General features: G+C 54.7%; 5 protein-coding genes. All 5 read left to right on the top strand.

The window, feature by feature from the left end:
* Window positions 1-375 precede the first annotated feature (375 nt).
* Window positions 376-597, top strand: coding sequence for a DUF2892 domain-containing protein (locus tag ACETWG_00815; GenBank protein ID MFB0515129.1), 222 nt, complete (start codon window positions 376-378; stop codon window positions 595-597).
* Between the two features lie 119 nt (window positions 598-716).
* Window positions 717-1,556, top strand: a complete 840-nt coding sequence (locus ACETWG_00820; protein ID MFB0515130.1) for a lysostaphin resistance A-like protein — start codon at window positions 717-719, stop codon at window positions 1,554-1,556.
* Between the two features lie 14 nt (window positions 1,557-1,570).
* Complete coding sequence (locus ACETWG_00825; protein ID MFB0515131.1) at window positions 1,571-2,935, top strand: pyridoxal-phosphate dependent enzyme; 1,365 nt, start codon at window positions 1,571-1,573, stop codon at window positions 2,933-2,935.
* The gene (gene mgtE, locus ACETWG_00830; protein MFB0515132.1) at window positions 2,932-4,296 is read left to right on the top strand and encodes a magnesium transporter; all 1,365 of its coding nucleotides are present in this window, start codon (window positions 2,932-2,934) and stop codon (window positions 4,294-4,296) included. Before ACETWG_00825 ends, mgtE begins: the two co-directional genes overlap by 4 nt.
* 13 nt (window positions 4,297-4,309) lie before the next feature.
* On the top strand, window positions 4,310-4,840 hold a 531-nt coding region (locus ACETWG_00835), incomplete at its 3' end, for a glycosyltransferase family 2 protein (GenBank protein MFB0515133.1).

Here is a 4,840-nt window from a genome sequence, read left to right on the forward strand (position 1 = left end):
ATTGAGCAGGTGAATAGGGTTGCTAGAATACTGGTTATATATCGGCTAAAACGCATTGGGTGTTCTCCCAGTGAAGTTGGGGTGAGAGTTCGGGCGAAAATTAGGGGCGGGTGGTCGGTTGTGCGGGATTTTTTTGGCCTTAGCCCGCAGAAATATACGGGAGTGGTATATCATTCTGGTGTTGGTAAATTAATATTGTTGTATTGGTGCCGAACCGTGAGAGAACCCTCTGGAGGCTCTTGGTGGCGATCAGGCTTCCGGACCTGATTGCAGTCGGTGTTTTCTGCGGGGCGCTAATGCATAGAATGGTTTGGCTGTGTCAGATAAATAGGGTTGTCCTGAAGCTTTTATTCGATCAACAGAGGAGTAAGACTCATGACCTCAAATATGGGTGCTATTGACCGGATTATCCGGGTGGTGCTGGCAGTTATTTTCATCTATCTAATTCTCGAGGGTACCCTGACTGGTGTTTGGGCCTGGGTACTGGGCATACTGGGCATTATTTTCCTGCTGACCAGCCTGGCAAGCTTCTGTCCTGTTTACAAGCTGCTTGGTGTCTCAACCCTCAAAAAGGCGCAGGGAGGCGAGAGCACCTAAGAATATCTGCAAGCAGTTGCCCCGCTTACCAGCGCTTGGGGATTCTCTCAGGAGATGGGGGGATGGTGTTAATGCTTTCGTTTGGCCGAATATAAATCCGGTGTCTAAATTTTTATATTATGAATTGGGATAGTGAGCACACAGCCAAGCAAGACGGACGCCGCCAGGTCCGTTTTGCATTTCTAGCTACCCTTGGCTCGATGTTATTCGGGGGGTTCATTGCAGCCATTATCGTGGTGGGTATGGTCAACCCCGCCAGTCCCGACCTTGACTTACCCCGTTGGGCGGTGATCCTCAGCGAATCCCTGATTCTGGTTCCTTTGATATTTATACTGCAACGGCGTCAACTGCCACTGATAGCCACCTTCCGGCTGCGGAGTGTTTCACCAGTCACCCTCCGCGACACGGTTTTCATTGGCCTGGGTGTTGCGGTTCTGATTGATGAATTGGACCGACTTATGGCACTTGTTTTTCCCCTACCCGACCATATCGTTCGAGGCATGGAGTTTCTTACTTTCGGTACTACCTCCGAAGCTTTGCTGGTGGTAGGGGGGGCGGTGGTTATCGCGCCTTTGGTAGAGGAGATCGTTTTCCGGGGCTTTTTCCAGGGGCAGCTTGAGGCTGGTTATCGGGATGCTACCAAGGCCGTGATATTCTCCGCACTGCTTTTTATGGTCCTGCATTTCAATCCCTGGTGGAGCCTGCAGATCTATCTGCTCGGTATGGTGTTGGGCTACCTAGCCTGGCGGACGGGCAGCATCTGGCCCGCCTTCGTAGTACACGCTGTCAATAATAGTCTTGGTATATGGTTTGCGAACGCCACTGAAGGCTCACTATCTTGGTACGCTCGCAGCGGGCATGTATCAGTGGTATGGCTGCTGGTGGCGGCCCTGATAGTTATTCTCGGCTTCAGGTCGTTCCTGATCCAGAATCCTGAACCGTTGTTAGATGACCGCTAAGAAGGAGTTTCCGCGTGCAAAAGGTCGATAACATTCTGCAATTGATTGGTCGTACCCCGATGGTGCGTATCAATAAGCTGGCTGATCCCGATGGGGCCGAATTGTGGGCCAAGCTGGAGCTTTTCAATCCGGGGGGCAGCGTCAAAGACCGGGCCGCCCTGCGTATCATCGATGATTATGAAAAAGAGGGCCGGTTGAAGCCGGGAGGGACGGTGGTGGAGGCTACCAGCGGCAACATGGGCTTTGGGCTGGCCATGGCGTGTGCCGTGCGGGGTTACAACGCCATCCTGGCCGTGCTGGATAAGGTCAGCGATGAAAAGCGGCGTTTGATGGAGGCCATGGGGGCCGAGCTGGTCATCTGTCCCACAGCCGTTGCCCCCGATGATCCGCGTTCCTTTTATTCGGTGGCCCGAAGGATCGCCGCAGAGACGCCGGGTGCTGTGCTAATCAACCAGTATGAGAATCCTTCCAATGTCCAGGCCCATTATGACAATACCGGGCCGGAGATCTGGGAGCAGATGGAGGGTCGGATTGATGCGCTGGTGGCCTCTATGGGCACTGGTGGGACCATCACCGGGGTCGCAGGCTATCTCAAGGAGAAGAACCCTGACATCAAGGTATGGGCTGCCGATCCGTACGGTAGTATTTTTAAGATATATAAAGAGACCGGCGAAATTATCGAGGGGCATCCCTATCTAGTGGAGGGTATCGGCGAGGACGCGGTCCCGGGGATTATGGACATTGAGTTGTTGGATGAGATTGTCAACGTCAGTGATGGGGAATCTTTTCAGATGTCTAGGCGTATGGCGCGGGAAGAGGGGATAATTGGTGGAGGCTCAGCGGGGGCCAATATGAAGGTGGCGGTGGAGGTAGCCGCGGCGATGCGTCCCGATCAGGTGGTGGTCACCTTTATCCCAGACACGGGGGAGCGCTACCTGTCCAAGATTTTCTCTGATGGCTGGATGCGGGAAAAGGGCCTGCTGAGCCGGGAGATGGTTTCTCTGCGTCAGCTGCGTCAGATGAAGAGTCCCGAGCTGCCCAATATCATAAGTGCGAATCCGACTGAGACGGTGCGGGAGGTGCTCAATCGGATGACGAGCCATAACGTTTCTCAGCTACCGATCCTCGACGAACACCGCAATATCGGTAGCGTCAGGGAAAGCAGTTTGCTGGCGTTGAGCCTGGAGGATACTGCCAGGCTGGACCAGCCGGTTAAGGAGGTGATGGAAGAGCCATTCCCTGTAGTGGATGAGTCGGCGAGCGTAGCCCACGCAGTCCCCTTGCTTTTAAAGTACCAAGGGGTGCTATTGCTGAAAGACGGCCGGCCCACGGGCTTCATCACCCAGTACGACGTGATCAGTTATACGGATAAGCAGTGAGACAAGAATTCATCGGCACGGAAGGTTTAGTCCTGCTGGATACGGTTCGGCGTCTGCATCGGCGCAAGGCCCGGTCCGCGCTGGGTAAAGTCCTGAATAAAATCCACCCGGCCGAGCTGGCCTGGATATTTCGTCACCTTACTGCCCGGGAACGTCTCGACATTTTTGAGATGCTCAAGGAGCCTGAGCGGATGGGCGAATTCTTGAGTGAGCTTGACGAGAGCATCCGGCTGGAGCTCATATCCATCCTTCCACCGCGGCGGATTGCCGAAGCGGTAACCTCCATGTCCACCGACGATCAGGCGGACGTACTGGACGGATTGCCTGATGAGCTCCGCGAACAGGTTCTGGCCCTTATGAAAAAGGAGGATGCCGCTGAGGTGGAGGAGCTGCTCCAGTATGCTCCGGACACTGCCGGCGGCATCATGTCTCCTGACTTCCTGGCCATGAATGAGAGCTTGAAGGTGGGCGAGGCCATTCAGCAGGTTCAGCAGTTGAGCGAGGAAGCCGAGATGGCATTCTACATCTATGTAGTGGACGAGGAAAACAAGCTGCGGGGAGTGCTTTCGCTGCGCCAGTTGCTAATGAATGCTGCCAGCAAACAGCTGGTCAACATTATGGAAACGGATGTTATTGCGGTTACACCGGAGACCGACCAGGAGGAGGTGGCGCACATCGTAGCACGTTACAATATCATGGCCGTGCCGGTGATAGATCACGCCGGAGTCATATTGGGAATAGTCACGGTGGATGATATCTTGGACGTGATTCGTGAGGAGGCTACCGAGGACTTCCTGAAAATGGTCGGAGCGGGCAAGGACCGTGAGATTCTATTGAAGCCCGTTCTTCAAAACGCCCTGTCGCGTCTGCCCTGGCTCGTGGCCAGCTGGGTAGGGGGAATCCTGGCTATGTTTGTTATCAGCAGTTTTAAGGAAGAGCTGGCCAAGGTTATCATCCTGGCTGGTTTTATCCCGGTTATTATTGGCATGGGCGGTAATATTGGTACCCAGAGCAGTACCATTACCATACGGGGTCTGGCCACAGGTCGGGTGAATATTAGCCAGACCTGGCGCTTTATCAGTAAACAGCTGCGCATCGGTCTGCTGCTGGGTGTTTTCTTCGGCCTGTTGCTGGGCTCGCTGGCATGGATTTTCGGTACCAGTCGCCTGGGTGGCGTAGTGGCGCTGGCTATCTGCTTTACCATGCTTCTCTCCACTCTTCTGGGGACTCTGGTTCCTGTTATTCTTCGGCGCCTGGATATAGATCCGGCGGTAGCCACCGGTCCATTCGTTACCACCAGCGCCGACGTTTTGGGCGTGCTTATCTATTTCCTCTTAGCCAAGAGCCTGCTCGGTCTGTAACCACCTTATCTTGATGAACCTGGTGCTCATCATTTTCCAGGGCTGCCTGGTCGTCTACCTGTTGGCGCTGTTGTGGTTTTTACTGGGGCTGTTCCGCCCCGAGCCGCCTCAGACGGATGAGCAGCCGATGGTATCGGTTGTTGTAGCTGCCCGCAACGGCGATCCGGTCCTGTCGCGGCTCCTGGGGCAGCTCCAGGCCCAGGACTACCCCTCCTCAAGGCTGGAGATCATCATTGTGGATGACGGTCTGGCGGAGCGATCCAGGACCGTTCTTGAAGAGGCCGCTGAGAATGACGGCCGGCTTAAGGTGGTAGAATCCTATTCTGGGGACCAACAACTGAGCTATAAGAAACGCGCGCTGGACGCGGGGATACATCACAGCCGAGGGGAGATTCTTTTGTTTACCGATGTGGATTGCCAGGTGGGCCGGGGTTGGGTAAGATCCATGGTGAGCTATTTTACTCCTGCGATTGATTATGTGGTGGGCTGGTCGCAAGTAGCGCCCCGTTCCGGATTCACCCTGGGAGACGATGCTGCGGGATCG

It is taken from the genome of Candidatus Neomarinimicrobiota bacterium, from assembly GCA_041862535.1.
Classification (GTDB): domain Bacteria; phylum Fidelibacterota; class Marinisomatia; order SCGC-AAA003-L08; family TS1B11.

Bases quoted from the DNA above. Each gene is read 5' to 3' on its own strand.
- ACETWG_00815 (MFB0515129.1), top strand. From the start codon at position 376: ATGACCTCAAATATGGGTGCTATTGACCGGATTATCCGGGTGGTGCTG.
- ACETWG_00820 (MFB0515130.1), top strand. From the start codon at position 717: ATGAATTGGGATAGTGAGCACACAGCCAAGCAAGACGGACGCCGCCAG.